19 protein-coding genes are annotated in these 24724 nt (G+C 56.0%); 7 read left to right on the top strand and 12 right to left on the bottom strand.

What is annotated here, in order from left to right:
* The 4 genes from GNG27_RS04025 to GNG27_RS04010 all read right to left on the bottom strand — a co-directional run bounded on the left by GNG27_RS04025 (position 1) and on the right by GNG27_RS04010 (position 3550).
* A complete protein-coding gene (locus tag GNG27_RS04025; protein ID WP_197090558.1) occupies positions 1 to 1248 on the bottom strand; it encodes a polysaccharide deacetylase family protein in 1248 nt (415 codons plus the stop codon).
* Between the two features lie 62 nt (positions 1249 to 1310).
* Entirely contained in the window at positions 1311 to 1751 is a 441-nt protein-coding gene (locus GNG27_RS04020) for a PTS sugar transporter subunit IIA (RefSeq protein ID WP_142488268.1), read from the bottom strand.
* Between the two features lie 105 nt (positions 1752 to 1856).
* Positions 1857 to 2627 carry an ABC transporter permease gene (locus tag GNG27_RS04015; protein ID WP_032616576.1) on the bottom strand — a complete coding sequence of 257 codons (771 nt, stop codon included), beginning with the start codon at positions 2625 to 2627 and terminating at the stop codon, positions 1857 to 1859.
* A complete protein-coding gene (locus tag GNG27_RS04010; RefSeq protein WP_106994272.1) occupies positions 2624 to 3550 on the bottom strand; it encodes an ABC transporter ATP-binding protein in 927 nt (308 codons plus the stop codon). Before GNG27_RS04010 ends, GNG27_RS04015 begins: the two co-directional genes overlap by 4 nt.
* Positions 3551 to 3657: 107 nt before the next feature.
* On the opposite strand from GNG27_RS04010, the gene can reads away from it, so the two are divergent.
* A complete protein-coding gene (gene can, locus GNG27_RS04005) occupies positions 3658 to 4320 on the top strand; it encodes a carbonate dehydratase (RefSeq protein WP_142488267.1) in 663 nt (220 codons plus the stop codon).
* A 102-nt stretch (positions 4321 to 4422) separates the two neighbouring features.
* Here can and hpt read toward each other — a convergent pair whose 3' ends face one another.
* Positions 4423 to 4959 (bottom strand): hypoxanthine phosphoribosyltransferase, encoded by a 537-nt coding sequence (hpt, locus tag GNG27_RS04000; protein ID WP_142488266.1) that lies wholly within the window; start codon positions 4957 to 4959, stop codon positions 4423 to 4425.
* A gap of 205 nt (positions 4960 to 5164) precedes the next feature.
* Between hpt and GNG27_RS03995 the strand changes: the two genes are divergently transcribed.
* Positions 5165 to 7552 carry a glucose/quinate/shikimate family membrane-bound PQQ-dependent dehydrogenase gene (locus GNG27_RS03995; RefSeq protein WP_156262925.1) on the top strand — a complete coding sequence of 796 codons (2388 nt, stop codon included), beginning with the start codon at positions 5165 to 5167 and terminating at the stop codon, positions 7550 to 7552.
* A gap of 73 nt (positions 7553 to 7625) precedes the next feature.
* On the opposite strand, the gene cueO is transcribed toward GNG27_RS03995, so the two are convergent.
* Positions 7626 to 9167 (bottom strand): multicopper oxidase CueO, encoded by a 1542-nt coding sequence (gene cueO, locus GNG27_RS03990; protein ID WP_142488264.1) that lies wholly within the window; start codon positions 9165 to 9167, stop codon positions 7626 to 7628.
* Positions 9168 to 9312: 145 nt separating this feature from the next.
* Between cueO and GNG27_RS03985 the strand changes: the two genes are divergently transcribed.
* The 3 genes from GNG27_RS03985 to speD all read left to right on the top strand — a co-directional run bounded on the left by GNG27_RS03985 (position 9313) and on the right by speD (position 11428).
* Positions 9313 to 9660 carry a YacC family pilotin-like protein gene (locus tag GNG27_RS03985; protein WP_103178301.1) on the top strand — a complete coding sequence of 116 codons (348 nt, stop codon included), beginning with the start codon at positions 9313 to 9315 and terminating at the stop codon, positions 9658 to 9660.
* Positions 9661 to 9770: 110 nt separating this feature from the next.
* Positions 9771 to 10628: a polyamine aminopropyltransferase gene (gene speE, locus GNG27_RS03980; RefSeq protein WP_156262924.1), complete on the top strand. Its 858-nt coding sequence runs from the start codon at positions 9771 to 9773 to the stop codon at positions 10626 to 10628.
* A gap of 5 nt (positions 10629 to 10633) precedes the next feature.
* Entirely contained in the window at positions 10634 to 11428 is a 795-nt protein-coding gene (speD, locus tag GNG27_RS03975; RefSeq protein ID WP_142488262.1) for an adenosylmethionine decarboxylase, read from the top strand.
* A 30-nt stretch (positions 11429 to 11458) separates the two neighbouring features.
* Here speD and yacL read toward each other — a convergent pair whose 3' ends face one another.
* Both yacL and acnB read right to left on the bottom strand, forming a co-directional pair.
* Entirely contained in the window at positions 11459 to 11821 is a 363-nt protein-coding gene (gene yacL / locus GNG27_RS03970) for a protein YacL (protein WP_142488261.1), read from the bottom strand.
* A 163-nt stretch (positions 11822 to 11984) separates the two neighbouring features.
* Positions 11985 to 14582 (bottom strand): bifunctional aconitate hydratase 2/2-methylisocitrate dehydratase, encoded by a 2598-nt coding sequence (gene acnB / locus GNG27_RS03965; RefSeq protein WP_142488260.1) that lies wholly within the window; start codon positions 14580 to 14582, stop codon positions 11985 to 11987.
* Positions 14583 to 14991: 409 nt separating this feature from the next.
* On the opposite strand from acnB, the gene GNG27_RS03960 reads away from it, so the two are divergent.
* Together GNG27_RS03960 and GNG27_RS03955 are read left to right on the top strand one after the other, a co-directional pair.
* A complete protein-coding gene (locus GNG27_RS03960; RefSeq protein WP_156262923.1) occupies positions 14992 to 16587 on the top strand; it encodes a DUF3300 domain-containing protein in 1596 nt (531 codons plus the stop codon).
* An 11-nt stretch (positions 16588 to 16598) separates the two neighbouring features.
* A complete protein-coding gene (locus GNG27_RS03955) occupies positions 16599 to 17393 on the top strand; it encodes a DUF2950 family protein (RefSeq protein ID WP_156262922.1) in 795 nt (264 codons plus the stop codon).
* Between the two features lie 57 nt (positions 17394 to 17450).
* Here GNG27_RS03955 and lpdA read toward each other — a convergent pair whose 3' ends face one another.
* The 4 genes from lpdA to pdhR all read right to left on the bottom strand — a co-directional run bounded on the left by lpdA (position 17451) and on the right by pdhR (position 24513).
* Positions 17451 to 18875: a dihydrolipoyl dehydrogenase gene (gene lpdA / locus GNG27_RS03950; RefSeq protein WP_156262921.1), complete on the bottom strand. Its 1425-nt coding sequence runs from the start codon at positions 18873 to 18875 to the stop codon at positions 17451 to 17453.
* A gap of 175 nt (positions 18876 to 19050) precedes the next feature.
* Complete coding sequence (gene aceF / locus GNG27_RS03945) at positions 19051 to 20949, bottom strand: pyruvate dehydrogenase complex dihydrolipoyllysine-residue acetyltransferase (protein ID WP_156262920.1); 1899 nt, start codon at positions 20947 to 20949, stop codon at positions 19051 to 19053.
* Positions 20950 to 20963: 14 nt separating this feature from the next.
* Positions 20964 to 23627, bottom strand: coding sequence for a pyruvate dehydrogenase (acetyl-transferring), homodimeric type (aceE, locus tag GNG27_RS03940; RefSeq protein WP_142488255.1), 2664 nt, complete (start codon positions 23625 to 23627; stop codon positions 20964 to 20966).
* A gap of 121 nt (positions 23628 to 23748) precedes the next feature.
* Positions 23749 to 24513, bottom strand: a complete 765-nt coding sequence (pdhR, locus tag GNG27_RS03935; protein ID WP_103947083.1) for a pyruvate dehydrogenase complex transcriptional repressor PdhR — start codon at positions 24511 to 24513, stop codon at positions 23749 to 23751.
* Positions 24514 to 24724: the final 211 nt, after the last annotated feature.

Raw genomic sequence — 24724 nt, 5'->3', positions numbered from 1 at the left:
CTAACCCCGCGGCTGGTTGCTGATCAGCCGCGACATCCTCTCCAGCGAATCGGTGCGCAGGATATAGAGACGTTTTAACAGAAACGGATTATCCCCCGGCTTTACTTTGCCCTGCACCGTGGTCACTGCCAGGTGAAAACCGGCGTCGTTGGCCGCTTTTACTGCGATGTCGTTATAGCCGCCGAACGGATAAGAGAGATACAACACGTGCGGATTAAACTGCGCCAGCGCCCGGCGGGAGTGTTTAAAATCCATCAACACGTTGTGGTAGCTGCGGCTCAGCAGGATTGGATGGCGGTTGTTATCCACCCGATGCAGAAAATGGGTGTGCGACTGCACGTCAAAGACATCCTGGATCTCACGCAGCTCGGAAATGCTCATAAACTGCAGCGTCTTCGGATCCCATTTCAGCGGGTGGGCTTTGATCCGCGAGGAGATAATGAACGCCGTAGCGTGAAAACCGTACTGCTTCAGGATCGGCCAGGCGTAGCGGCTGACCGACTTCAGGCCGTCGTCAAAGGTGATGACCACCGCGCGCGCCGGCAGATTCATCTTGTTGCGTACATAGCCTTCCAGCTGGTACATCGTCAGCGTGGTATAACCCTGATCGCGTAGCCAGGCCATCTGGTTATTGAAGGCGCGCACGCTGGTGGTGGTGGAGGTATGGCGATAGCGGGTGTTCTCTTCGTCGCGCAGGATATGGTGATAGGTCAGCACCGGCAGGCCATTATCCTCCTGCGCGTCCAGGCTACTGACCCAGGCCAGGCGGTTGGCGATGCGGATCTGGTACCAGGTCTGATTAAGTCGATCCTTTAGCTTGCTGAGGATCGGGTAGCGCAGATTGTCTGTCAGGGTGCCGAACGGGGCGCTGCCGGCATTGGGGGCATTGTAGACCGGCGTATCCTTCCAGGTGATCAGGTTCTGGTTGCTGAGCGGCTTGTTCAGATCGCCGAGGCTGTCCTCCACGCGCTGCTTTCCCTGCACCTCGCCCAGATGCTCTTTGTCGATAAAGCCGGTGCCAAAGCCAAAGCGAAACTCATAGTAATCCGCCGCGGTGGGCACCACTGCAATAATCTGCCCGGCGCGCACGTTGCCGACGGTCACGACTTTGTTACCCATCTGCGCCCAGATGGCGGCATCTTCGGTGGTTTGCATATAGCGAGGCGGGAGCCCTTGCTGGCTGAGCAGACTGGCAGACACGCCGCCGGAGACCAGCAGCAGAAGCAGGAAAAAAATACGCGAGAGCATAGGGATTTATTCAGTACGAAAAACGGACGCCATTGTAACAAAAGCGCCAGCAATACCAATGCTTAATATTTCTCCGGGCTATGGAGCAGGACAAAGGGCGGGTTTTTCTGCTGCTGATGCCACAGGCTGCTGACCTGCGGCGCGCCACGGGCAACGATGGTGTCGCGAAAGCCGATGCTGTCGGTCATCTCCCGCAGAGGATACATCATCTCCAGCAATGGATAGCTGATGCCGGAGATCACCTCGCAGTTGTCGTGCTTGTGGCTAAGCAGTGCCGCCGCACGATAGGGCGCCGCGCTGGAGATGTCGGTCAGAAAGATTACCCCGTCTCCGCTGTCGACATGATGCTGGGCATCGCACAGCATGCGGCTGAGCATATTGACGCTTAATCCGCGCCAGAAATTAACCACCTGGCACTGCACCAGCGGCCCAAACCGGACGGCGAGCTTCTCCGCCATCTCCTGCGCATGTTCATCATGGCACGTGATCACCCAACCCAGCATCGTCACCTCTCCTCAGAAAGGGGTAGTCTAGCGGGGATAGGGGAATGAGGGGGTGATGGTGGTCAATAAACCGGCCCGGCAGCAGGACGCCGCCGGGCCTGAGGATCAGCTGCGCAGTCCGCGTCCGCGCTGGATGAGGTTCCAGCACAGCAGGTAGAAGGCAACGATGAAGATCACCAGCACGCCGACGGTGGTTGCCAGCGGCACGTCGGAAATGCCGAGGAAGCCAAAGCGGAAGCCGCTGATCATATAGACGATCGGGTTCAGGTGTGACAGCCCCTGCCAGAACGGCGGCAGCAGCGTCAGGGAGTAGAACACCCCGCCGAGGTAGGTCAGCGGCGTCAGAACGAAGGTCGGGATCAGGCTGATATCGTCAAAGGTTTTGGCGAATACCGCATTCAGCAGACCGGCCAGCGAGAACAGGACCGCCGTCAGCAGCAGCGTCAGGCCGACAAACAGCCAGGAGTGCACCTGGAACGGCACAAAGAACAGAGAAATGGCCGTTACCAGCACGCCGACGCACAGGCCGCGCGCCACGCCACCGCCGACGTAGCCGGCAATGATAACGTGGGTGGGCACCGGGGCCACCAGCAGCTCTTCAATGTTGCGCTGGAACTTGGCGCTGAAGAACGACGACGCCACGTTGGCATAGGCGTTGGTGATCACCGCCATCATAATCAGGCCAGGCACGATAAACTGCATATAGGTGAAGCCGTGCATCTCACCGATCCGCGAGCCAATCAGGTTGCCGAAGATAATAAAGTAGAGGGTCATGGTGATCACCGGCGGCACCAGGGTCTGGATCCAGATGCGCATGAAGCGGTTGATCTCTTTGGCCCAGATACTTTTCAGCGCCACCCAGTAAAGCTGCATCATGCGCGATCTCCTTGTTTCTCATGGACCAGGGAGACGAACAGCTCTTCCAGTCGGTTTGCTTTATTACGCATACTTAATACCTGAATCCCCTGCTGGCTCAGCTGGCTGAAGACGCTGTTGATCCCCTGCTCGCGCAGGACTTCCACTTCCAGCGTTGAGGTATCCACCAGACGGTACTGATAACCTTCCAGCTTCGGCAGCGCGCTTTTCGCCGCCAGATCGAGGATGAAGGTTTCGGATTTCAGCTTGGAGAGCAGGCTCTTCATCGAAGTGTTCTCCACCAGCTCGCCGTGCTGAATGATACCGATATTACGGCACAGCATCTCCGCCTCTTCCAGATAGTGAGTGGTCAGGATAATGGTGGTGCCTTTGTCGTTTAAATCCTTCAAAAAGCCCCACATCGAGCGGCGAAGTTCGATATCCACCCCGGCGGTCGGTTCATCCAGAATCAGCAGTTTTGGCTCGTGCATTAACGCCCGGGCAATCATCAGGCGACGCTTCATACCGCCTGACAACATCCGCGCACGTTCGTTGCGTTTTTCCCACAGATCGAGCTGCTTAAGATATTTTTCGCTGCGCTCAACCGCCTCTTTACGCTCCACGCCGTAGTAGCCCGCCTGGTTGACCACAATCTGCTGCACGGTCTCAAACGGGTTGAAGTTAAACTCCTGCGGCACCAGCCCCAGCTGGCGTTTGGCGTTCACCACGTCCTTTTCCAGGTCGTAGCCGAAGACTTTTACATGGCCGGAGGATTTATTCACCAGCGAGCTGATAATCCCGATGGTGGTGGACTTACCTGCCCCGTTGGGCCCCAGAAGCGCATAAAAATCACCGGCTTCGACTTTAAGATCTATGCCGCGCAGTGCCTGGACACCACCCGGATAGGTTTTTTTAAGCTGCTCGAGCTCCAGTGCAATGGTCATGAAATAGAGTTACCTATAGTGCTGACACGCGAAGTGTTGTTTTAAAAAAAATCGAGTTGCCCTATATTAGCGCAACGCATTAACCCGGTTACAGGCCGTTTATCTCCATGAATGACATAGATACACTCATCAGCAATAACGCACTATGGTCAAAGATGCTGCTGGAGGAAGATTCCGGATTTTTTGAGAAACTGTCTCAGGCGCAGAAACCACGCTTTCTCTGGATTGGATGCTCCGACAGCCGCGTTCCCGCTGAACGTCTGACTGGCCTCGAACCGGGCGAACTCTTTGTTCACCGTAACGTCGCGAACCTGGTGATCCACACCGACCTGAACTGCCTGTCCGTAGTGCAGTATGCGGTCGACGTGCTGGAAGTCGAACACATCATTATTTGCGGTCACTACGGCTGCGGCGGCGTTCAGGCGGCGGTCGAGAACACGGAACTGGGTCTGATCGACAACTGGCTGCTGCACATTCGTGATATCTGGTTCAAACATAGCTCACTGCTGGGGCAAATGCCGCAGGAGCGTCGCCTGGATACCCTCTGTGAACTGAACGTGATGGAGCAGGTGTACAACCTCGGTCACTCCACCATTATGCAGTCGGCCTGGAAACGCGGACAGAAAGTGACGATCCACGGCTGGGCGTATGGCATTCACGACGGCCTGCTGCGCGATCTGGAAGTGACCGCCACCAACCGGGAAACCCTGGAGCAGCGCTACCGTCGGGGCGTCTCAAACCTGACCCAGAAGCACGAAAATCACAAATAAGCCTGTAAAAAAGCCGGGTGGCGGCGTCGCCTTACCCGGCCTACAAAAGTGCGGTCCATAGGCCCGGTAAGCGTAGCGCCACCGGGCAATACCCACCTTACTTTACTCGTCCAGCAGCACCACTTTGCCGACATACGGCAGATGACGATAGCGCTGAGCATAGTCAATGCCGTAGCCCACCACGAATTCGTCCGGAATTGAGAAACCGACATACTCCACGGGAACCTGAACTTCACGGCGGGTCGGTTTGTCCAGCAGGGTACAGATCGCCAGCGATTTTGGTCCACGCAGGCTGAGAATTTCGCGCACCTTCGACAGGGTGTTACCGGAGTCGATGATGTCTTCAACAATCAGAACATCTTTGCCGCGAATGTCTTCATCCAGGTCTTTGAGAATTTTCACATCACGAGTGGTCGACATACCGCTGCCATAACTGGAGGCGGTCATAAAATCGACTTCATGGGAGACCTGCACTTCGCGGCAGAGATCGGCCATAAACATGAAGGAACCGCGTAACAGACCCACCAGCACCATCTCGCTGCCGCTGTCTTTATAGTGTTCGGTGATCTGACGACCGAGTTCGGCGATACGCGCTTTGATCTCCGCTTCCGGGATCATCACTTCAACAGTATGTTTCATTTTACTAACCGTATGTTTTTATAACGAATTTCTCAATGCCGATGGCTTCACGTCCGGCATCGCTACATAAGCCCTGAAGTATACCAGCAAATAGATCCTCCTGGCGCATCTGTTCATAAAAGCCAGATTTGTGATTCCGATCACACTTGTTAAGTCCTATACTTAATTGCTATCAAAAAATTAACAAACTTAAAGAGTACTTTTTATGGCGGAAACAAAAGTTCAACATTCACGGTTACTCGTGAAGCTAACAGCGCTGTTCGCAGCCCTGTGCGGGCTCTACCTGTTAATAGGTGGAGTCTGGCTGGTAGCCATTGGTGGTTCCTGGTACTACCCCATTGCTGGCGTAGTCATGTTAGGTGTCGCCCTGATGTTATGGCGCAGTAAACAATCAGCACTGTGGCTTTATGCCGCCTTACTGCTTGCCACGATGATCTGGGGCGTCTGGGAGGTCGGCTTTGACTTCTGGGCTCTGACCCCGCGCAGCGATATCCTGGTCTTCTTCGGTATCTGGCTGATCCTGCCCTTCGTCTGGCGTCGCCTGTTCGTACGCTCCGGCGGTGCCGTTACCGCGCTGGTCGTGGCGCTGCTGATCAGCGGCGGGATCCTGACCTGGGCTGGATTTAACGATCCGCAGGAGGTGAAAGGCACGCTGAATGCCGACGCCACCCCTGCCGCACCGATTTCCGAAGTGGCAGATGCCGACTGGCCTGCCTATGGTCGTAATCAGGAAGGCCAACGCTACTCCCCGCTGAAGCAGATCAATGCCGATAACGTGCATAAGCTGAAAGAGGCCTGGGTATTCCGTACCGGCGACCTGAAGCAACCCAACGATCCGGGCGAACTGACCAACGAAGTGACGCCGATTAAAGTGGGCAATATGCTTTACCTCTGTACCGCTCACCAGCGTCTGTTCGCGCTGGATGCCGCCACCGGTAAAGAGAAGTGGCACTTCGATCCGCAGCTGAAGACCAATAACTCGTTCCAGCACGTGACCTGCCGTGGTGTCTCTTACCACGAAGCACGCGCTGATAACGCCAGTCCGGAAGTGATCGCCGACTGTCCGCGCCGCATTATGCTGCCGGTCAACGACGGTCGTCTGTTTGCCATTAACGCCGAAACCGGCAAGCTGTGCGAAACCTTTGCCAACAAAGGCGTGCTGAATCTGCAGACCAACATGCCGGATCAGACTCCGGGTCTGTATGAGCCAACCTCGCCGCCAATCATCACTGACAGAACCATCGTGATTGCCGGTTCGGTAACGGATAACTTCTCCGTGCGCGAAACCTCCGGCGTTATCCGCGGTTTTGACGTCAACACCGGTAAACTGCTGTGGGCCTTTGATCCGGGTGCGAAAGATCCAAACGCCATCCCGTCGGATGAACACACCTTTACCTTCAACTCGCCGAACTCCTGGGCACCAGCGGCCTATGACGCGAAGCTGGACCTGGTCTACCTGCCGATGGGCGTGACCACACCGGATATCTGGGGTGGTAACCGTACGCCGGAACAGGAACGTTATGCCAGCTCTGTCCTGGCGCTGAACGCAACCACCGGTAAACTGGCGTGGAGCTATCAGACCGTTCATCACGATCTGTGGGATATGGATATGCCGTCCCAGCCGACGCTGGCGGACATCAACGTTAACGGCCAGACCGTACCGGTGATCTACGCCCCGGCGAAAACCGGCAATATCTTCGTGCTGGATCGTCGTAACGGCCAATTGGTCGTGCCGGCGCCGGAAAAACCGGTTCCGCAGGGCGCAGCGAAAGGCGACTACGTTACCAAAACCCAGCCGTTCTCGGATCTGAGCTTCCGTCCGAAGAAAGACCTCAGTGGGGCAGACATGTGGGGCGCCACGATGTTTGACCAGCTGGTGTGTCGCGTGATGTTCCACCAGATGCGCTATGAAGGCATCTTCACACCACCGTCCGAGCAGGGCACGCTGGTCTTCCCGGGTAACCTGGGGATGTTCGAATGGGGCGGTATCTCCGTGGATCCGAACCGTCAGGTGGCGATTGCCAACCCGATGGCGCTGCCGTTTGTCTCGAAGCTGATCCCACGCGGTCCGGGCAACCCAATGGAGCAGCCGAAAGACGCGCAGGGTACCGGTACCGAATCCGGTATTCAGCCGCAGTACGGCGTGCCGTACGGCGTGACGCTGAACCCGTTCCTCTCTCCGTTTGGCCTGCCGTGTAAACAGCCTGCCTGGGGTTATATCTCCGCGCTGGATCTGAAAACCAATCAGGTCGTATGGAAAAAACGTATTGGTACGCCACAGGACAGCATGCCGTTCCCGATGCCGATCCCGGTGCCGTTCAATATGGGTATGCCAATGCTGGGTGGCCCAATCTCCACCGCCGGTAACGTGCTGTTTATTGGTGCAACTGCCGATAACTACCTGCGCGCGTACAACATGAGCAACGGTGAGAAACTGTGGCAGGGTCGCCTGCCAGCCGGTGGACAAGCCACGCCAATGACCTATGAGGCCAATGGTAAGCAGTTTGTGGTGATCTCCGCAGGTGGTCACGGTTCATTTGGGACGAAGATGGGCGACTATATTGTTGCCTACGCGTTGCCTGACGAGAAGTAAAAGCAAAACGGCAACGAAAGTTGCCGTTTTTAGAACTGTAGGCCGGGTAAGGCGTAGCCGCCACCCGGCTTTTTTACACCGTAAATCCGAGCATCATCCCCGTATCTTCATGCTCTAACAGATGGCAGTGCGCCATATAGGCATACTCTTTCGGCGCGTCATGATCGAACTTCACTAATACCTCGCTCACCCCGCCCTCAACGCGCACCGTATCCTTCCAGCCCGCGCGATGCATCGCAGGCGCTTTACCGTTTTCCGTCAGGATGCGGAACTGGGTGCCGTGAATATGGAACGGATGCAGCATCATGTCCCCTTCCCCGGAGATCGTCCAACGCTCATACCGCCCTTTCGCGGCCGCGAACTGCGGCGTGTGCATATCGAAGGCTTTGCCGTTAATTCGGTTGCCGTTACGGAAGTCGAACCCATGCATGCTGTGATCCATCCCGCCCATGTTGCCATGATCCATCTGGCCGTGATCCATCCCCGCCATGGCCTGATGGCCGTACTTCTTCATTAAGGCCTGCATGCCCATCATGTCGAGCATCGGATCCATCGACAGCTGCAGTTTTCGCTCAGTCAGCCCCTCCAGCGACGGCAGAGCCGGCATGCTGGTCAACGTATCCGGCAACTCGCCGGAAGCCGTCACCAGCAGCGGCTGAATGCGCAGCACCGGCTGCGGCTTATCGAACGGCGCCACCGCCATTCCCATCTGGCTGACCGGCAGGGTCATCAGGTCAAACGCCTTACCGTCGCTGATATCCACCAGCACCTCAAAACGCTCGCCCATCAGCATCGGCAGCTCGGTCACTTTCACCGGCTCAGCCAGTAGCCCTCCGTCGCTGGCGACTACGTACAGCGGGCGTTTATCGCTGGCGGCAAAGTTAAGCGAGCGCGCATTACAGCCGTTGAGCAGGCGCAGGCGTAGCCAGCCTTTCGGGGCATTGTGCTGCGGGTAGATCGCGCCGTTGGTCAGCAGCGTATCGCCAAACCAGCCCACCGCGGCGCTCATCACATCCAGCTGATAGTCAATCTGCCCGTCAGCGGCAAACTTTTTGTCCTGGACGATCACCGGCACATCGTCGATGCCCCACTGCTTTGGCAGGCGCAGCAGGCGGCTTTCGTCATCCTCAATCAGCACCAGCCCGGCGAGCCCCATCGCCACCTGATGCCCGGTTTTTCCGTGCTGATGAGGATGGAACCAGCAGGTCGCCGCCCGCTGCTCCGGGGTAAAGGTCACCGTTCTCTGGCCGCCGGGTTTGATGATGCCGTGCGGGCCCCCGTCCACCTCGCCCGGCACTTCCAGACCATGCCAGTGGACGGTGGTCTCTTCATTAAGGGTGTTGTGAATATTAACGGTTAACGCTTTTCCCTTGCGTAGCTGAATGGCCGGGCCCAGCAGATTGCCGTTGTAGCCCCAGGTGGTGGCGTTGTGCGGTCCGAAGGTCGTTTTGCCCGCCTGCACCACCAGCTTCACCTGATTACGCGCATCGGGGGTGAGTAAATTGGGGATTGGCAGAACGGGATGCTCAGCGGCAAAAGCAGCTCGGCTCCACAGCGGTAACGCACTGGCGACACCCAGTGCGGCAGAATATTTTAAAAAATCACGGCGTTGCATGTTCATCTCCTTATTCGCAGCAGGCGATGCCATGAGCATAAACCCTCCCCTTGCCGGAAGGTCAAGAAAAGCGGAAATAATAAAGATCGTCGCACCGGCGGGAAGTGTGCTAACGTTGAATTTCCGTGACGTATTGGTAGAAGCAATGAAGACGTTTTTCCGAACAATCCTGTTCAGCACCCTGATGATAAGTTGCGCAAACAGCTATGCGCTGAGTGAAAATGAAGCCGAAGACATGGCGGATTTAACGGCGGTGTTTGTATTTCTGAAAAACGACTGTGGCTACCAGAATTTACCTAACGGTCAGATTCGTCGCGCGCTGGTCTTCTTTGCTCAGCAGAACCAGTGGGATCTGAGCAACTACGACAGTTTCGATATGAAAACCCTCGGTGAAGACAGCTACCGCGATCTCAGCGGCATCGGCATTCCCACGGCAAAAAAATGTAAAGCCCTGGCTCGCGACTCGCTGAGCCTGCTCGCCTACGTTAAGTAACTCCCCTCCCGATGCCCTTTTGCTGAATTGATGACCGTGCAACCACGGTCATTGTTAGCTATGATGTTTCGCCCGTTTTAACCGGGTGTTAACAAAGGAGGTATCATCCCATGGCCGAAAAGACATTGTGGCACGAAACGCTGCATGACCAGTTTGGACAGTACTTTGCCATTGATAACGTGCTCTATCATGAGAAAACCGATCATCAGGATCTGATCATTTTCGTAAACGCGGCCTTTGGCCGGGTGATGGCGCTCGATGGTGTGGTGCAAACCACCGAGCGTGATGAATTCATTTATCACGAGATGATGACCCATGTACCATTGCTGGCCCACGGCAATGCGAAACATGTGCTGATCATCGGCGGCGGCGACGGCGCTATGCTGCGTGAAGTGTCCCGCCACAAAACGATTGAAAGCATCACCATGGTAGAGATCGACGCCGGGGTGGTCTCCTTCTGCCGCCAGTATCTGCCCAATCACAATGCCGGAAGCTACGACGATCCGCGCTTCCAGTTGGTGATCGACGACGGCGTTAATTTTGTTAACCAGACGACGCAGACCTTCGATGTGATCATCTCCGACTGCACCGATCCGATTGGGCCGGGCGAGAGCCTGTTTACCTCTGCGTTCTATGAGAGCTGCAAACGCTGCCTGAACCCCGGCGGCGTCTTTGTCGCCCAGAACGGCGTCTGCTTCCTGCAGCAGGATGAGGCCCTCGACAGCCACCGTAAGCTGAGCCATTACTTTACCGACGTGAGCTTCTATCAGGCGGCGATCCCGACCTACTACGGCGGCGTGATGACCTTTGCCTGGGCGACGGATAATGAAGCCCTGCGTCATCTCTCTACCGGCATTATTCAGGCGCGCTTCCAGCACGCCAATCTGACCTGCCGTTATTACAACCCGGCCGTCCATACCGCAGCCTTTGCTTTGCCGCAATATTTGCAAGACGCTCTGAGGGGGTGAATGAATTGAAAAAGCTGAAACTGCATGGCTTTAACAACCTGACCAAAAGCCTGAGTTTTTGTATTTACGATATCTGCTATGTGAAAACGGCGGAAGAGCGCGATGGTTATATCGCCTATATCGATGAACTCTATAACGCCAACCGACTGACCGAGATCCTGTCAGAAACCTGCTCTATTATCGGCGCCAATATCCTGAACATCGCCCGTCAGGATTATGAGCCCCAGGGTGCCAGCGTCACTATTCTGGTCAGCGAAGAGCCGGTTGACCCCACGCTTATCGATAACACCGAGCACCCTGGCCCACTGCCGGAAGCGGTGGTGGCCCATCTCGATAAGAGCCATATCTGCGTGCACACTTACCCGGAGAGTCACCCGGAAGGTGGGCTATGTACTTTCCGTGCCGATATTGAAGTGTCGACCTGCGGTGTGATTTCGCCCCTCAACGCGCTGAATTACTTAATTCATCAACTTGAGTCCGACATCGTAACCATTGATTACCGCGTGCGCGGCTTTACCCGTGATATCAACGGCATGAAGCACTTTATCGATCATGAAATTAACTCGATTCAGAACTTCATGTCTGAGGATATGAAATCGCTGTATGACATGGTGGATGTGAACGTCTATCAGGAAAATATCTTCCATACCAAAATGCTGCTGAAGGAGTTCGACCTTAAGCACTATATGTTCCACACAAAGCCGGAAGATTTAAGCGAAGACGAGCGCAAGGTCATTACCGACCTGCTGTGGAAAGAGATGCGCGAAATTTACTACGGCCGCAACATTACGACCGTATAAGATGCGTCCGGAGCAGGGAGGCTCCGGATATTACTTCTGTTTCATGAAATCGCGGTAGGCCGCCACCACCTGAAGAAAGTCCTCCACGCCGCACAGCGACAGGCTCTCTTCATCGTAGTAGTTCATCCCCTCTTCCATCTCGTCACCGGAAAACTCCAGCTGGTTGGCGCGCACCATCACCTCTTCGCCATCCATCCACAGCGTGTATTCATGCCCGGTGCGTTGCCAGGATCGTTCACTGCCTTTAATCGCGCGCGCAGCCTGTTCCACTTCATCGAGCAGGCTCAGGTTCTCTTTCACTTCCTCATTGAACCAGTGACCGACCACCTCGTGGCCCATCGACATACGCACTTTCACCACCCCGGTGATATCACGCAGAAATTCGTAATCCATAGTATTTTCCTCTGCAAAGCCCTTGAAGTAATTATCGCAGCACAGGGGAAGAAAAAAAGCGGAACGCGTGGAAGGAATGAAAATAAAAAACCCACCGCGGTTGCGATGGGTCTTGTAGGCCCGGTAAGCGTAGCGCCACCGGGCATTCAGACGGGTGCGGTGATTATACTGCTGTCTGGAAGATCACCCCGTCAGCCTTCTCGGTGTATTGAGAGAGCTGATCGAAGTTCAGATAGCGATAGGTATCTACCGCAGTCTTATCAACCTGCGCCACAAAGGTCTGGTACTCTTCCGGCGTTGGCAGCTTGCCAATCAGCGCCGCAACTGCCGCCAGCTCCGCAGAGGCCAGGTAGACGTTTGCACCGGTACCTAAACGGTTCGGGAAGTTACGGGTTGAGGTGGAAACCACAGTCGCACCGTCAGCCACGCGCGCCTGGTTGCCCATACACAGGGAACAGCCAGGGATTTCGATACGCGCCCCGCTCTTACCGAACACGCTGTAGTAGCCCTCTTCGGTCAGCTGCGCCGCGTCCATACGGGTTGGCGGTGCCACCCACAGACGGGTCGGCAGCTGGCCTTTGTGGGTATCCAGCAGTTTACCGGCAGCACGGAAGTGACCGATGTTGGTCATACAGGAACCGATGAACACTTCGTCGATCTTGTCGCCCTGGACGTCAGAGAGCAGACGCGCGTCGTCTGGATCGTTCGGTGCACACAGGATTGGCTCTTTGATGTCGGCCAGATCGATGTCGATAACCGCCGCGTATTCTGCGTCAGCATCGGCTTCCAGCAGCTGTGGATCCGCCAGCCATTTTTCCATGCCCTGAATACGACGCTCCAGGGTACGACGGTCGCCGTAGCCTTCAGCGATCATCCACTTCAGCAGCACGATGTTGGAGGTCAGGTACTCTTCGATTGGCGCCTGGTTCAGCTTGATGGTACAGCCCGCAGCGGAACGCTCAGCGGAGGCATCGGTCAGCTCGAACGCCTGCTCAACTTTGAGATCCGGCAGACCTTCGATCTCGAGGATGCGGCCAGAGAAGATGTTTTTCTTACCTTTCTTCTCAACGGTCAGCAGGCCCTGTTTGATGGCGTACAGCGGGATCGCATGGACCAGGTCACGCAGGGTGATGCCCGGCTGCATTTTACCTTTGAAACGCACCAGAACGGATTCCGGCATGTCCAGCGGCATCACGCCGGTTGCAGCGGCAAAGGCCACCAGACCAGAGCCCGCCGGGAAGGAGATCCCAATCGGGAAACGGGTGTGGGAGTCACCACCGGTACCGACGGTATCCGGCAGCAGCATGCGGTTCAGCCAGGAGTGGATCACGCCGTCGCCCGGACGCAGAGAGACACCGCCGCGGTTCATAATGAAGTCCGGCAGCGTGTGGTGCGTGGTAACGTCAACCGGCTTCGGATAGGCCGCGGTGTGGCAGAAGGACTGCATCACCAGGTCAGAGGAGAAGCCCAGGCACGCCAGGTCTTTCAGTTCGTCACGGGTCATTGGACCGGTGGTGTCCTGAGAGCCCACGGAGGTCATCTTCGGCTCGCAGTAAGCACCCGGACGGATACCGGCTACGCCGCATGCGCGACCCACCATTTTTTGCGCCAGAGAGTAACCACGGTTGCTTTCCGCAACGTCTTTCGCCTGACGGAATACGTCGCTGTGCGGCAGACCCAGCGCTTCACGCGCCTTGGTGGTCAGGCCGCGACCGATGATCAGCGGGATACGGCCACCGGCACGCACTTCGTCGATCAGCACGTCGGTTTTCAGCTCAAAGCTTGCCAGCAGTTCGTTAGTTTCGTGGTTGCGCACTTCGCCTTTGAACGGGTACACGTCAATCACGTCGCCCATGTTCAGGTTATTCACGTCAACTTCGATTGGCAGTGCGCCAGCATCTTCCATGGTGTTGAAGAAGATAGGGGCAATTTTGCCGCCGAGGCACAGACCGCCGCCGCGCTTGTTCGGCACGTGAGGGATGTCATCGCCCATAAACCACAGCACGGAGTTGGTCGCGGATTTACGGGAAGAACCGGTACCGACGACGTCACCGACGTAGGCCAGCGGGAAACCTTTCTGCTGCAGCGCTTCGATCTGCTTGATCGGGCCTACGGCACCCGGCTGATCCGGCTCAATGCCTTCACGGGCGTTTTTCAGCATCGCCAGGGCGTGCAGTGGGATATCCGGGCGTGACCAGGCATCCGGCGCCGGAGAGAGGTCATCGGTGTTGGTTTCGCCGGTCACCTTGAAGACGGTGACGGTCATTTTTTCCGCCAGCGCAGGGCGGCTCAGGAACCATTCAGCGTCAGCCCAGGACTGCATGACCTGCTTCGCGTAGGTATTGCCCGCTTTCGCTTTCTCTTCGACGTCATAGAAGTTATCGAACATCAGCAGCGTATGGGACAGGGCTTTGGCGGCAATCGGCGCCAGCGTATCGCTGTCCAGCGCATCAATCAGCGGATGAATGTTATAACCACCCTGCATGGTGCCGAGCAGTTCAATCGCTTTTTCAGGGGTAACCAGTGGGGAGGTTGCGTCGCCTTTGGCAATCGCAGCAAGGAAACCGGCTTTGACGTAGGCGGCTTCATCGACGCCTGGCGGTACACGGTTGATCAACAGATCTAACAGGAATTCTTCTTCGCCTTGTGGCGGATTCTTCAGCAGCTCGACGAGCCCAGCCATCTGGGTAGCATCTAAGGGTTTCGGTACAATCCCCTCGGCGGCACGTTCTGCTACGTGCTTACGGTATTCTTCTAGCACGACGGTTCTCCTCGCTCTCATTGTCATATGCGGCCGGCGTTCTCTTCACGCTCCTGTGAGACAGCAGTTTGTAGGGTAAATGCCCGATACCGCGTCGGGCAGCATAGCAGGATTTTCACACAGTGTTAATCCGTTTACAAAAAAGCAACATTAAATTGTTTGCTGAATCGTTAAGCATGGTATAGCGGCGTGGCGGGAAGAATTTTCTCCGCAAAAAAGCAGCTTGCGAGTGTATTTTGAAACCCCAACGGATTCTGCGTCATCGGATATAATCTGTGTAATAAATGCTCACACTCTTTTCCCGTCCATGCGGAACGGTTCCCAGTTTAAGTCAAAAAAGTAATACCCGGGTGCCTATACTCGCGGCAACGTAACCGCCTCACGGCCTCGCTCTCGTCGGAGTCTTATTATGAAGTTGCCCCTTAAGCCACATCTGCTTGCTCTCCTGTGTAGCGCCGGGCTGTTAGCCGCCTCAGGCGTCGTCTACGTTAATAGCCGCGCACCGGATACCCTCACTCAGCCACCGCCACCCGTACAGCCCGCTCCGACAGCGCAAACCGCCCCGGCGGCTGTACCTCAGGTGCCGGTGGCCTACACCGCAGCGCAAATCGATCAGTGGGTTGCCCCGGTTGCCCTCTACCCGGACGCGCTGCTGTCGCAAGTGTTGATGGCCGCCACCTATCCGGCGAACGTGATCCAGGCGGCCCAGTGGTCGCGGGATAATCCCCGCATGCAGGGGGATGCGGCGGTGCAGGCCGTCGCGGGGCAGCCCTGGGATCCGAGCGTGAAATCGCTGGTCGCCTTCCCGCAGCTGATGTCGCTGATGGGGGAAAATCCGCCCTGGGTGCAGAATCTCGGCGACGCGTTTCTCGCCCAGCCGAAGGATGTGATGGACTCCGTTCAGCGCTTACGCCTGCTGGCGCAGCAGACCGGCGCGCTGCAGTCCACACCGCAGCAGACGGTGACGACGGTGGCGAAAACCGAACCACCAAAAGCCTCTGCTTCGACCTCAACCTCAACGTCGACATCATCCCCTGCCCCGACGGTCATCAAGATTGAATCCGCCGATCCGCAGGTAGTGTACGTCCCGACCTACAACCCCAGCACGGTTTACGGCACCTGGCCGAACACCAGCTACCCACCGGTCTATCTACCGCCGCCTCCGGGGGAGCAGTTCACCGACAGCCTGGTCAAAGGGCTGGGCTTCAGCCTCGGGGTCGCCACGACCTACGCCATCTTCAGCAATATCGACTGGGATGACGATGATGACTGGGATCACGACCATCATGGGGGCGATCACCACGGTGGCTATTCGCGTAATGGCGATAACAACATCAACATCAACGTGGATAACTTCAATAAAATCAGTGGCGAGCGACTGGATGCCAACCGCGGCTGGCAGCACAACCCGGCCTATCGCGGCGGCGTGCCCTACGCCACCAGCCAGCTGAATAACCGCTATCCGCAGAACAACACCGCCGTGCGCCGGACCGCCAATACCAGCGTCAGGGCCACAACGCCGCAAAGTACGGTTAATCGCGACGCCCAGCGCCAGGCGGCAATGACCCAGATGGAGCGTTTAACGGGCAAAAATCTGTCCCAGACGGCGCGTCCGGCCACCCGTGACGGGCAGCGTCAGGCGGCAAACCAGCAGCTGAATCAAATCTCCCGGCGCGATAACTACCGGGGATACGACAGCGATCGCCCGCATACCGCAAAACGGGAAAGCAATACCCAGCGTACGGCGGCACGTCAGGAGACCGCCCGCAAGACGCAGCCGCAACAGCGTAGCGAGCAGACACGGCAGCGGGCAACGCAGACGCACCAGCGGGCCAACGCCCTCAGCGGCAACGACAGCCGCTCGGCCAACTGGCAGGCGCAGCAGCAGCGTGGGATACAGAGCCGTCAGCAGTCGGCCCGCAATCTGGAACAGCGCAGCGGCGGCAGAGCCCAGATGTCTGAACGCCGGGGCGGCGGTGAACACCGTGAATTACGTCATCGTTAAGGGAGACGACAATGAAAAGTAAATTACTTAGCGCAATGATGCTGTTCATGGTATCAACCGGCGTCTTTGCCCAACAGCATTTCAGCACACCCGAACAGGCAACCGATGCGCTGGCGAAGGCGATTAACGAGCAGAACGACAAAGAGCTCGGCAACCTGCTCGGCGAGGACTGGCGCACCTTTTTACCGTCCGATGGCGTTGACCCGGAAGCGGTGGATCGCTTTAAGCGCGACTGGCAGGTGAACCATCACACGGTGATCGACGGCGACATGGCCTGGCTCACCGTGGGCGAGTACCACTGGCAGCTGCCAATCCCGGTGGTGAAACGCGCCGAGGGCTGGCAGTTCGATATGCAGGAAGCCAAAGAGGAGATCCTCAACCGCGAAGTGGGCCGCAACGAGCTGGCCGCCATCGAGGCGCTGCACGCTTACGTGGATGCGCAGGAGAGCTATTACGCCCTCACCACCCAGTATGCGCAGAAAATTGTCAGCAGCGAGGGTAAAAAAGACGGGCTCTACTGGCCGGTGAAACCCGGTGAAACGCCCAGCCCGCTCGGCCCGGCTTTCAGCCCGAAAGAGCCGGGTCAGGGGTATCACGGTTACCATTTCCGCATCCTGCCAGACAGCAAATCAGGCTTTGCGATGATCGCCTGGCCGGTGAGCTACGGCGAGACCGGAGTGATGAGCTTTATGATTAACGGCGACGATCGGGTGTGGCAGGCCAATCTCGGCGAGAAGTCAGCGGAGGAAGCGAAAGCGATGCCGACCTTTAACCCGGGCGATGGCTCGCAACTGGTGGCGCAGTAGGTTTTGCAGGATAAAAAAAAGCGGCTCGGGAGCCGCTTTTTTCATGCCGGAAGAAAATTACTTCTTCTTCGCTTTCGCGTTTGGCAGGTCGGTGATGCTGCCTTCGAACACTTCTGCCGCCAGGCCAACAGACTCGTGCAGAGTCGGGTGAGCGTGGATGGTCAGCGCGATGTCTTCAGCGTCACAGCCCATTTCGATCGCCAGACCGATCTCACCCAGCAGCTCGCCGCCGTTGGTGCCGACAATCGCACCACCGATCACACGGTGAGTCTCTTTGTCGAAGATCAGTTTGGTCATACCGTCTGCGCAGTCGGAAGCGATAGCACGGCCAGAAGCAGCCCACGGGAAGGTGGCGGTTTCGTAGCTGATGCCTTTCTCTTTCGCTTCTTTCTCGGTCAGACCCACCCAGGCAACTTCTGGCTCGGTGTAAGCGATAGATGGGATCACTTTCGGATCGAAGTAGTGCTTCATGCCGGCAATAACTTCTGCGGCAACGTGGCCTTCGTGAACACCTTTGTGCGCCAGCATTGGCTGACCGACGATATCGCCGATAGCAAAGATGTGCGGCACGTTGGTGCGCAGCTGCTTGTCAACGCGGATGAAGCCACGGTCGTCAACTTCCACGCCCGCTGCGCCTGCTTCCAGGTTTTTACCGTTCGGCACACGGCCGATAGCCACCAGCACGGCGTCGTAACGCTGTGGCTCGGATGGAGCTTTTTTGCCTTCCATGGAAACGTAAATACCGTCTTCTTTCGCTTCAACGGCAGTCACTTTGGTTTCCAGCATCAGGTTGAACTTCTTGCTGATGCGTTTGGTGAAGACTTTAACGATGTCTTTGTCAGCAGCCGGGATAACCTGGTCAAACATTTCAACCACGTCAATCTGTGAACCCAACGCATGGTATACGGTGCCCATTTCCAGACCGATGATACCGCCACCCATAACCAGCAGGCGTTCAGGAACGGTTTTCAGCTCCAGCGCATCGGTGGAGTCCCACACGCGTGGATCTTCATGTGGAATGAATGGCAGTTCGATCGGACGGGAGCCCGCCGCGATGATCGCGTTGTCGAAGTTGATCACGGTTTTGCCGTTTTCGCCTTCCACTTCCAGGGTGTTTGCCCCGGTAAATTTACCCAGACCGTTTACCACTTTCACTTTACGGCCTTTGGCCATACCGGCCAGACCGCCGGTCAGCTGAGTGATAACTTTCTCTTTCCAGGTACGAATCTTGTCGATATCGGTTTTCGGCTCGCCGAAGACGATACCGTGTTCAGCCAGCGCTTTGGCTTCTTCGATAACTTTGGCTACGTGCAGCAGCGCTTTAGAAGGGATACAGCCGACGTTCAGACAAACACCACCGAGGGTGTTGTAACGTTCTACGATGACGGTTTCCAGACCTAAATCCGCGGCACGGAATGCTGCGGAATAACCTGCCGGGCCTGCCCCAAGTACTACGACCTGAGTTTTGATTTCTGTGCTCATCATGACCTCTTAATTTATACCCGTCGTCCACCGGGTCGTTCTATCCGCTCGCATTTTACAAAATTGTTAACAATTTTGAAACAACAAACGGCTCACGAATTTTTGCTTTCGCCAATAAACTCACGAACTGCATGAGATTACCAGAAAAAAGCCGGCCGTCAGGCCGGCTCTTCGATTACATCACCAGGCGGCGAATGTCGCTCAGGGTGTTGTTGATGATGGTAATGAAGCGCGCACCATCAGCACCGTCGATCACGCGGTGGTCGAAGGAGAGAGAAATCGGCATCATCAGACGCGGCATAAACTCTTTACCATTCCACACCGGCTCCATCGCAGACTTGGAGACACCGAGGATCGCCACTTCCGGCGCGTTCACGATCGGCGCGAAGTGGGTGGTGCCCAGGCCGCCGATGCTGGAGATAGTGAAGCAGCCGCCCTGCATTTCGCCGGCAGTCAGCTTACCATCACGCGCTTTCTTGGAGATCACGGTCAGTTCACGGGACAGCTCAGTGATGCTCTTCTTATTCACGTCTTTGAAGACCGGAACAACCAGACCATTTGGCGTATCAACCGCAACACCGATGTTGATGTATTTCTTCAGCGTCAGCTTCTGGCCGTCTTCGGACAGGGAGCTGTTGAAGCGTGGCATCTGCTCAAGCGCCGCAGCAACAGCTTTCATGATGAAGACCACTGGGGTGAATTTCACGTCCAGTTTACGCTTCTCAGCTTCGGCGTTCTGCTGTTTACGGAACGCTTCCAGATCGGTGATATCAGTTTTATCGAAGTGAGTAACATGCGGGATCATCACCCAGTTACGGCTCAGGTTCGCACCAGAGATCTTCTGGATACGGCCCAGTTCCACTTCTTCGATTTCGCCGAACTTGCTGAAGTCCACTTTCGGCCATGGCAGCATGCCCGGGATACCGCCACCGGTGGCTGCAGCAGGTGCAGCTTCGGCGCGTTTCACCGCGTCTTTCACGTAAGCCTGAACGTCTTCGCGCAGGATACGGCCTTTACGGCCGGTGCCTTTCACTTTCGCCAGGTTTACACCAAATTCGCGCGCCAGGCGACGAATCAGCGGGGTGGCGTGAACGTAAGCGTCGTTTTCAGCGAACTCAGATTTGCCTTCCGCTTTCGCAGCTGGTGCCGCAGGTTTAGCAGCCTGAGCCGGTGCAGCAGCAGGTGCCGGAGCGGCAGCGGCAGCCGGAGCCGCAGCAGGCGCAGCGCCTTCCACTTCGAAGACCATAATCAGGGAGCCGGTAGACACTTTGTCGCCGGTGCTGATTTTGATCTCTTTAACGGTACCCGCGAACGGCGCAGGCACTTCCATAGAAGCTTTGTCGCCTTCAACGGTGATCAGTGACTGTTCAGCAGCAACTTTGTCGCCCACTTTCACCATCACTTCGGTCACTTCAACTTCGTCACCGCCGATGTCCGGTACGTTAACGTCTTTCGCACCGCCAGCCGCAGCTGGAGCAGCAGCCGGTGCCGGAGCAGCAGCCTGAGCCGGGGCAGCAGCAGGCGCTGCGCCTGCCACTTCGAAGACCATGATCAGGGAGCCGGTAGACACTTTGTCGCCGGTGTTGATCTTGATCTCTTTAACGGTACCCGCGAACGGCGCCGGGACTTCCATAGAGGCTTTGTCGCCTTCTACGGTGATCAGAGACTGCTCGGCCGCAACGGTATCGCCTACTTTCACCAGGATCTCAGTGACTTCAACTTCGTCACCGCCGATGTCAGGCACGTTGACTTCTTTCGCGCTCGCGGCAGCTGCTGGAGCAGCGGCGGCCGGAGCGGCTTCTTTCTTCTCTTCCTGCGCAGGTGCAGCTGCTGCTGCACCGTCGGCGGAATCGAAAATCATGATCAGTTTGCCAGTCTCGGTTTTATCGCCAACAGATACTTTGATCTCTTTAACGATGCCAGCCTGTGGAGACGGGACTTCCATAGAGGCTTTGTCGCCTTCTACGGTGATCAGCGACTGTTCAGCTTCAACTTTGTCGCCTACTTTGACCAGGATCTCGGTGATTTCAACTTCATCAGCCCCGATGTCCGGTACATTGATTTCGATAGCCATTATTCTTTTACCTCTTACGCCAGACGCGGGTTAACTTTTTCTGCATCGATGTTGAATTTGGTAATTGCATCCGCAACCACTTTCTTATCGATTTCGCCACGTTTAGCCAGTTCGCCCAGTGCTGCTACAACCACGTAAGAAGCATCAACTTCGAAGTGGTGACGCAGGTTTTCGCGGCTGTCTGAACGACCGAAGCCGTCAGTACCCAGAACGCGATAGTCATCAGCTGGTACGTAAGTACGAACCTGCTCAGCGAACAGTTTCATATAGTCAGTAGAAGCCACCGCTGGCGCGTCGTTCATCACCTGAGCGATGTACGGAACGCGTGGGGTTTCCATTGGGTGCAGCATGTTCCAGCGCTCACAATCCTGGCCATCACGTGCCAGTTCGGTGAAGGAGGTTACGCTGTAAACGTCAGAACCTACGCCGTAGTCGTTCGCCAGGATCTGTGCTGCTTCACGGACGTGACGCAGGATAGAGCCGGAGCCCAGCAGCTGAACTTTACCTTTGCTACCTGCAACGGTTTCGAGTTTGTAGATACCTTTACGGATACCTTCCTCGGCACCTGCTGGCATGGCCGGCATGTGGTAGTTTTCGTTCAGGGTGGTGATGTAGTAGTAAATGTTCTCTTGCGCTTCACCGTACATACGGGTCAGACCGTCATGCATGATGACTGCCACTTCGTACGCGTACGACGGGTCGTAAGAGATACAGTTAGGGATAGTCAGAGACTGAATGTGGCTGTGACCATCTTCGTGCTGCAGACCTTCACCGTTCAGGGTCGTACGACCGGAAGTACCACCCACCAGGAAGCCGCGAGCCTGTTGGTCGCCAGCCTGCCAGCACAGGTCACCGATACGCTGGAAACCGAACATGGAGTAGTAGATGTAGAACGGGATCATCGGCAGGTTGTTAGTGCTGTAAGAGGTCGCAGCAGCCAGCCAGGATGCGCCTGCACCCAGCTCGTTGATACCTTCCTGCAGGATCTGACCTTTCTCGTCTTCTTTGTAGTATGCAACCTGCTCGCGGTCCTGCGGGGTGTACTGCTGACCGTTCGGGCTGTAGATACCGATCTGACGGAACAGACCTTCCATACCGAAGGTACGCGCTTCGTCAGCAATGATTGGAACCAGACGATCTTTGATCGACTTGTTCTTCAGCATCACGTTCAGGGCACGAACGAAGGCGATAGTGGTGGAGATCTCTTTGTTCTGCTCTTCCAGCAGCTGAGAGAAGTCTTCCAGCGCTGGCAGTTCCAGTTTCTCAGTGAAGTTCACCTGACGGGACGGCAGGTAGCCGTTCAGTTTCTGACGCTGAGCGTGCAGATAGGTGTGCTCTTCAGAACCTTCAGGGAAGGTGATGTAAGAGAGGTTTTCAACCTGCTCGTCGGTTACTGGAACGTTGAAACGGTCGCGGATATAACGCACGCCGTCCATGTTCATTTTCTTAACCTGGTGCGCGATGTTTTTACCTTCGGCAGTGTCACCCATGCCATAACCTTTAACGGTATGAGCCAGGATTACAGTTGCTTTGCCTTTGGTTTCCTGCGCTTTTTTCAGTGCAGCGTAGACTTTCTTCGGATCGTGACCACCACGGTTCAGGGCCCAGATCTGATCGTCAGTCCAGTCTGCAACCAGCGCTGCGGTCTCAGGGTATTTACCGAAGAAGTGCTCACGTACGTAGGCACCGTCTTTGGATTTGAAGGTCTGGTAGTCGCCGTCAACGGTTTCCTGCATCAGCTGAAGCAGCTTACCGCTGGTGTCTTTACGCAGCAGCTCATCCCAACGACCGCCCCACATGACTTTAATCACGTTCCAGCCAGCACCTGCGAAGATGCCTTCCAGTTCGTTGATGATCTTGCCGTTACCGGTTACCGGACCATCCAGACGCTGCAGGTTACAGTTGATGATGAAGCACAGGTTGTCCAGCTTCTCACGGGTCGCGATGGTGATCGCACCTTTAGATTCTGGCTCATCCATTTCGCCGTCGCCCAGGAAGGCGTAAACGGTCTGCTGAGAGGTGTCTTTCAGACCACGGTGTTCCAGATATTTCAGGAATTTAGCCTGGTAGATCGCACCGATTGGACCCAGACCCATGGATACGGTCGGGAACTGCCAGAATTCTGGCATCAGTTTCGGGTGCGGATAAGAAGACAGGCCTTTACCGTGAACTTCCTGACGGAAGTTGTTCATCTGCTCTTCAGTCAGACGACCTTCCAGGAACGCACGTGCGTAGACGCCCGGAGAGATGTGGCCCTGGAAGTACACCAGGTCGCCGCCGTCTTTCTCGGTGCGCGCGCGGAAGAAGTGGTTGAAGCACACTTCATAAACGGTTGCAGAAGACTGGAAGGAAGCCATGTGGCCGCCCAGCTCCAGATCTTTTTTGGACGCGCGCAGAACGGTCATGATGGCGTTCCAGCGAATTGCAGAACGGATGCGGCGTTCCAGATCCAGATTGCCCGGGTATTCCGGTTCGTCTTCGACGGCAATCGTGTTTACGTAGTTATTAGCCCCTGCACCTGCAGCTACTTTCACGCCACCTTTGCGGGCTTCAGAAAGCATCTGTTCAATCAGATACTGAGCGCGCTCAACACCTTCTTCACGGATGACCGATTCGATCGCCTGTTGCCAGTCGCGAGTTTCGATCGGATCCACGTCATTTTGGAGACGTTCTGACATGGGGGTATTCCTTATCTATCTAATACGTTGATTTGTCTGGAACCTGTCCCATTGTATTCTTGGGCAAGAACACAATAAGACAGGTTCTGCGTTTAGTTGCCGCGCTCTAAAAAACTGGCGCTTAATCCTTTCGTTGCTGTATGCGGCGCAGTGAACGTTCTCTACGACTCTGTTCACGGCTGCGGTCCAGCAAGATTTCCTCAATGAAAGCCAGGTGACGGTGCGACGCTTCACGCGCCTGCTCCGGCTCCCCGGCCATTATCGCCTCGAATACACGAGTGCGATGGTTGCTGACCAGCGGGAGCATCTCCCGACGGGCATACAACAATTCAAAATTCTGACGAACATTCTGGGCAAGCATTGGCTCCATGCAGCGTAGCAGATGGAGGAGCACCACGTTGTGGGCTGCTTCAGTGACGGCAATTTGATACTGGACGACGGCGTCGGACTCGGCGTCGAGATCGCCGGACTGTTGGGCCCGTTCAATGGCCTGATGGAGTTCGCGAATGCGTTCACGATCTTCATCATTGCTGCGCAGCGCCGCGTAGTAAGCCGCGATGCCTTCCAGCGCGTGACGGGTCTCAAGCAGATCGAACTGGGATTCTGGGTGGTCGGAGAGCAGCTCCACTAACGGGTCGCTGAAACTCTGCCACAGGCTGTTTTGCACAAAGGTTCCGCCACCCTGGCGACGAAGCAGTAAGCCCTTGGCTTCGAGACGTTGGATCGCCTCACGCAGCGAGGGACGGGAAACGTCGAACTGTTTAGCCAGTTCGCGTTCAGGTGGCAGTTTTTCACCGGGGCGCAGGGTCCCCTCAAGGATCAAAAACTCCAGCTGCTGCTCAATCACATCGGATAATTTTGGTTGGCGAATTTTGCTGTAGGCCATATTCCCTGTCTTACGCCTTTTTGCCCGGAGTCAATTGGTCTTACCAATTTCATATTCGTATCGCTAAAGTAACAAAGTATTCACCTTCTGTCCATATTGGTTTTGACCGAAATCAGTAAACCCTGCTTATTTTAACAACCTTACAGAAATAACGTTTCAAAAATGTAACTCTGCACAAATGAATTGATTACTCCCAAAGAGGCAGTTTTAA

It is taken from the genome of Leclercia sp. 119287 (assembly GCF_009734485.1).
Taxonomy (GTDB): Bacteria; Pseudomonadota; Gammaproteobacteria; order Enterobacterales; family Enterobacteriaceae; genus Enterobacter; species Enterobacter adecarboxylatus_C.
This window is presented reverse-complemented; position numbering and strand designations above follow the sequence as displayed.